Below are 5,117 nucleotides of genomic sequence, written 5' to 3'. Positions count from 1 at the left end.
GGACACCCTCTGTCGCGGTCAGTGTCGCGGCCCAGTCGTGACGTGTCGCGATCGTCGCGAGACCCGCGACAGACTTCCGCCGCACGACCCGCGACACGATGGCCGCCTCGGCTGCGTCCGCCTCGGTCGCGTCCAGTCCGTGACGCGCGGCGTCGATCGCGGCGGCCAACTTCGCCGCACGGCGCGCGTGCTTCCGGCTCCCCTCGGGGGCGGCGGCCAGGCGGTCGGCCAGGGTTACCGCGCGATCGGCTGCACGGCTCCGGGCGATGGCCGCGGAGTCGGCTCCGCGCCGGCCGATCCCGAGGGAGGCAGTCACCCGCTCGCGCAGCTCCCGCAGAGCGGCCCCGAGGATGCCCTCGGAGCGCTCCCCGGACATGCGCAGTTCGAGACCCAAGAGCAGGTGGAGCATCACGGCCAGGAGCACGGGGCCGAGGATGACGCGGACCGGGCCGCCGGTCGCGCCGGACACCTGAAAAGCGGGGATGGCCTGCACCAACACGGCGGCGTAGGCGAGATAGGCCGGGCCTTTGGTCCGGGTGGCCCATGCGTAGATGGTCAGGGCCACGATCGCCGCTTCAGCGACACCGCACAGGAGCACCCGCTCGGTGTGGTCGGTGATGGCCAGGGTGGCGCCGAGGAACCGGTACGAGGTGTCCGCGGACATGCCGAGAGCCAGGGCGGCAGGGGCGAGCAGGCCCAACGTCGCGGCCTTGGTACGGGACATGTTCGGCATGGTGGGACCTACTTCCTGGTGCTTTGTACGACAACGCTCTGAACGACCTTCAGCGAGAGTGTGTCCCCTCCGGGGCGCCTGCGGCACAGAAGCGCCAGAGCGACCACCGCGACAACAGCGCCCCCGAGGTACGGGGCCGCCGCCGCCATGGCCGACACCGCGGCGGTCAGGGCAAGCGAGATCCCCCACACGACGAACCCCACGACACCGGCCATGGCCGACACCGCGGCGGTCACCGCCGACGCACGCCAGACCCACCGGGGGACGATCGGGTCACGCTCAGGAACGGCCAGGGCCGCGGACTGCGGGAGCAGGGCGCCCGACTGCACAAGAGCGGCGGCGGTGTTCTGCCGCTCCCACGCCGCGATCAGTTCCGCGGTCGAGGGGAGGGGCCGCTCGGGAGCCGGGGCCGGCGCCTTCTCGATGGCCTCGGGACGGCCGATCAGGGAGGCCGGAGAGTCGGGGATCAGGAAGCCGGTCAGGTCGTCCGACGTGACCTCCCGGCCCGGTACGCGATACTCGTTGCTGCTGCTCACGGGGTCTCCTTCGTGGGTGTCAGGGTCCGCTGTCAGGACCCGGTGTCAGGCGGTGTCGGGAGCCGATGTCAGCGGTCCCGACACCGCGTCTTACCTGGGGATTTGGTGTCAGGGGCCGAACTGTCAGGTCTGACTGTCAGCCGGGGTGATGTGGTACCGGTTCCGGCCGTCCGGCGTGAGGCGGCCCTCCCTGGCGAGGCGCCCAAGTTCCCCCGCGACCCACGGCCGGGACCGGTCGAGGTCACTGAGGTACGGCGCGAAGTCCTTCGTCTGGACGACCAGATGCCCCCGCGCCTCGAACTCCCGGAGGATCTCCCCGAATGCCGCCCTGGCGTCCCCCGCTACAGAGCCCGGAGCCGACAGGAGGCTGATCTCCTCCGGCATGGTCAGCGGCCCCGCTGCCGGAACCGGCGGGATCGTCAGTCGCGTGCCGATGTACCGGAGGATCGCGGGCGCGATCTCGAACCACTCGCTGCCCCCTACGCGGTACTTGCCGAACCGCCGGTGGAGCGCGCTCTCCAGAGCCGTGCCACCACGAAGGAGGAGAAGGAGCGATTCCGAGGGAATCGACAGACTCCGCAGCCTCTCGGGGAAGTGCGTGCTGTACCCGATCTTGATCCGACTCCCGTTGAGCACGAAGTACACGACCGGTTCATGCCTGCGGATGCGGGACAGGTCCAGCTCTACAGGCTGCGCCTGCTCGGTCAGATCGGTAGCGGGGCGAGAGGCCACGGTTCTTTCCTTGTCTTCAGGCCGTCAGGCCGTCTGGCGGTGGCCGGTGATGTGGTCGACCATCATCGTCCGGAGCCACTTCTCCTCGGCCGCGTCCACGCCCCGGAACCGCACGGAGAGCGGGCAGTGGGGGCACAGAATCCGGGTGTAGCCGAGGAACCAATCAGCAACGAGAGCCTTGATCGTCGGTGCGGCCATCTCGGTTGTCCTTCCTGGGTCAGGCGTTGGTCAGTGCCGGAGTGATGCGGTACTTGTGGCCGCCCGCCGGGACGAGTCGCCCCTCCCGGCCGAGGCGGCCAAGCTCTGCCGCGACCCACGGCCGGGACCGGCCGAGCTTGTCGCAGTGCTCCATGACGTCCTTGGTCTGAATGACCATCTGGCCCTTGGCCTCGAAGTGCCGCAGGATCTCCTCCATCGCGGCTTTCGGGTCGTCCGGGGTGGTCCCGGCCGGGGCCCCGAACATCGGCGCGTCGGTGGCCTCGGGGAGTTCCGCCTCGGGGTCGATTCCCTCGTCCTCGGGGTCCACCAGGGGTTCGCCGTTGGTCATGTCGTCGTCGTCCGTCCCGGCGGCACGCTGCGGGCCGCCCTCGGTCGCGGGGGCCGCGGTCGGGCCCTGGCGGTCGGTGTAGATCTGTCCGGCGACCGAGGCGGCGGCGGTGGCGGTCACCTCGTCCACGGCCATGCGGACGGAGGCGAACTCCCGGGTGACCCACTCCAGAGTCACGGGGTTGTTCCGGAACGTCCGGGACGGGGTGGACCACAGTTCCTCGTCCACTCCGGCCTGTACGAGGTAGCAGTAGCCGGGCCGCTTGTTGCCCCACGCCCCGGGGTTGGCGCCCGCGTCCAGCACTTCGGACGGGAGGGCGAAACCGGCGTCCCGCTCGTCCACGCCCATGCACAGCGCGGACGGGAGGGACGCGCGGGTGTCGGTGCTGATCTGGTAGCCGGAAGCGCGCTGCATCGAGACCACGAGCGAGGCGCCGGCCGAACGGGCTTCCTGCGCGATGCCGGTGAACGCGTCGTCATCGACCGCCCGCAGCGTGTTCGCCGCTTCCTCGAACCAGCCGATCAGGTACGGCATCCCGGGGCACCCGCACGCGGTGCGGTCCTGGCGGCAGGTGTGCGCGGGGTCGTCCTGGGTCTTTGCCGCGGCGGGCTCCCACGACCGGTAGCCGTGCGAGCCGAGCCACAGTTGCCGGGCCGGGATGACCGCCTCGAACGCCGCGATCATCACTGCGGCGCCGTCCTGCGTCGTGACGACCCAGTCGCACGCGCCGAACGCCTCCCCGAGGTCCTGGCCCCGCTTCGGGTCCGAGAGCCACACGGCCACGTCCCGGCGGGTGAGGACTTCCGCCATGACGTCGAGAGCCGCCTCGGTCTTGCCGGAGCCGGTCACGCCCATGACGAGCAGGTGAATCGCTTGCGGGAGCGTGAGCCGCAGCTCCCGGCCGTCGTCGTACACGCCGATGACGAGCGGTTCCGCGATCGAGCCGCCCGGAGCCGAGGGCCCCGGGTACCAAATGACCTCTTTCAGCATGTCGTTCGGGACGATGACGATCTCGCCCTTGCGAGCCGAGTCCGGGTCGGGCCGGTAGCGCACGGCGGTGGTCGGCACGTCCAGGCCGGACGCGATCCGGGGGAGCGCCTTGGACACGTCGTCGTTGGTCGCCTCCCCGGCCGGGAGCGCGTAGGGGACCGTGACCTTGTTCGGCTCCACCTTCGCGTTGCCCAGCTTCGTGCGGGCCAGACCGACCTTCTCCAACAGCCCCTTGTCCGAGGACTCCCCCACCGGGTCCGTGTTGCGGCGCATGACCATGCGCACGTTCCACGACAGAGCCAGGACCGGGCCGCCCATCGCGAACAGGTCGATGACGGGGTGAGAGATCGGGCCGGACAGAGCCGCGGCGGTCACCCACACCGAACCGGCCGCAACCGTGATCGCGGAATGCAGCCGACGCTGAGCGGTCGTGCCCCGGGCCGCCCACCACGTCGCGCCGGTCAGCGCGACCGAGGCGAGCGTGAGACCGGCCGCGCCCCACGGGGAGTCAGCCCACATCAGGTGGGCGCCCTCCCCCGCGATTCCCGTACCCACGACCCCAAGCCACGGCGGGAGGTGCGGCTTTGCCCGGTGCAACAGGTACTTGCCGACCCCCGCGAGAGCCGACTCCCCCTTGAGCTGCTCCTCGTGCTGCTCCTCGTTCTGCTGCTCAACGCTCTTGTCACCCACGCCAGTCACCTCCATCGATCTCATACGGGTTGACGCCCTGGCGGCAGCACTCAAGATCTGCACGCAGAGCAACGACGTTCGCGCGGTGGGAGCCGACGACCGCCCGGTAAGCGGCCCGGACCTCCCACGGGGTCGAGCGGTCCGCAATGGCCTGCTCCGTGTCCCGGAGAAGCTCCTCCCGCTCCGCCAAAACCGCGGCGATAGCGTCGGCCAGGATCGTCAGATCGGCCGGCGCGGGGGCGCTCACTGCCGTGCCCAGTCCATGCGCGGAGCCGAGGGCTTCCGGGCACGGTGCTTGACGCGGTTGATCTCTTCCTCGTACTGCTGCTGGAAAGCGCCGTAGCAAGCGGCGGCGTTCTTCGCGGCGGCAGCGGCGGAGTCCGCGGCCTTCGTGAGCTTCCGGGAGACCCGCCAGGCCCGAGCCTTCGAGCCGCCGATCCGGCCCTCGGGGTCCGGGACCGTGGACAGCACGCCCTTGAGGATCTCGGCACCCATGGACACCTCGAACGAGATCCCCACCATCAAGGCCCGCAGCGCGTTGCAGTAGTTCCGCACGTCCGCAGGAGAGGTGAAGTCCGGGGCCGGGAGCGACGACTCGGGGTGAGCACGGCCTCCCTGCGCGGGGACCGAGCCGCCGCCGTTCGTCGTGCTCTTGCTCTGGGTCACGTTCAGCGTGAACGCGGGGGCGAACGACGCCCCGAACTTCGCCTTGTCGTTCTTCGGGTCCTTCGCGGTGGCGCTCTTGACGCCTCCGAGGTACTGGCCACTCATCGACTGATCTCCGATCCGTTGCGGTGACGGGGGCAGAGGCAGGGCGGCCAAGCGCACGACGTGTCCGGGTACAGGGCCCGGTCGTCCGGCCAGAACTCCCGTATGGCGGCCCACGTCC

General features: G+C 70.6%; 6 protein-coding genes and 1 pseudogene. All 7 read right to left on the bottom strand.

Annotation, left to right across the window (positions count from 1 at the left end; all coding sequences use genetic code 11):
* Positions 1 to 724: pseudogene (locus IE206_RS41935) on the bottom strand (hypothetical protein); the annotation flags it as partial.
* A 17-nt stretch (positions 725 to 741) separates the two neighbouring features.
* Positions 742 to 1,269 carry a hypothetical protein gene (locus IE206_RS41930; RefSeq protein ID WP_189972012.1) on the bottom strand — a complete coding sequence of 176 codons (528 nt, stop codon included), beginning with the start codon at positions 1,267 to 1,269 and terminating at the stop codon, positions 742 to 744.
* A 123-nt stretch (positions 1,270 to 1,392) separates the two neighbouring features.
* On the bottom strand, positions 1,393 to 2,001 hold the full coding sequence (locus tag IE206_RS41925) for a GIY-YIG nuclease family protein (protein ID WP_189972011.1): 609 nt from the start codon (positions 1,999 to 2,001) through the stop codon (positions 1,393 to 1,395).
* Between the two features lie 24 nt (positions 2,002 to 2,025).
* On the bottom strand, positions 2,026 to 2,199 hold the full coding sequence (locus tag IE206_RS41920) for a hypothetical protein (protein ID WP_189972010.1): 174 nt from the start codon (positions 2,197 to 2,199) through the stop codon (positions 2,026 to 2,028).
* A 19-nt stretch (positions 2,200 to 2,218) separates the two neighbouring features.
* Complete coding sequence (traB, locus tag IE206_RS41915) at positions 2,219 to 4,228, bottom strand: plasmid transfer protein TraB (RefSeq protein ID WP_226599026.1); 2,010 nt, start codon at positions 4,226 to 4,228, stop codon at positions 2,219 to 2,221.
* Positions 4,221 to 4,475, bottom strand: coding sequence for a hypothetical protein (locus tag IE206_RS41910; RefSeq protein ID WP_189972008.1), 255 nt, complete (start codon positions 4,473 to 4,475; stop codon positions 4,221 to 4,223). Before IE206_RS41910 ends, traB begins: the two co-directional genes overlap by 8 nt.
* Positions 4,472 to 4,999: a plasmid transfer protein TraA gene (traA, locus tag IE206_RS41905; RefSeq protein WP_189972007.1), complete on the bottom strand. Its 528-nt coding sequence runs from the start codon at positions 4,997 to 4,999 to the stop codon at positions 4,472 to 4,474. Before traA ends, IE206_RS41910 begins: the two co-directional genes overlap by 4 nt.
* Positions 5,000 to 5,117 lie beyond the last annotated feature (118 nt).

Source organism: Streptomyces violascens (assembly GCF_014649955.1).
GTDB classification, from domain to species: domain Bacteria; phylum Actinomycetota; class Actinomycetes; order Streptomycetales; family Streptomycetaceae; genus Streptomyces; species Streptomyces violascens.
This window is presented reverse-complemented; position numbering and strand designations above follow the sequence as displayed.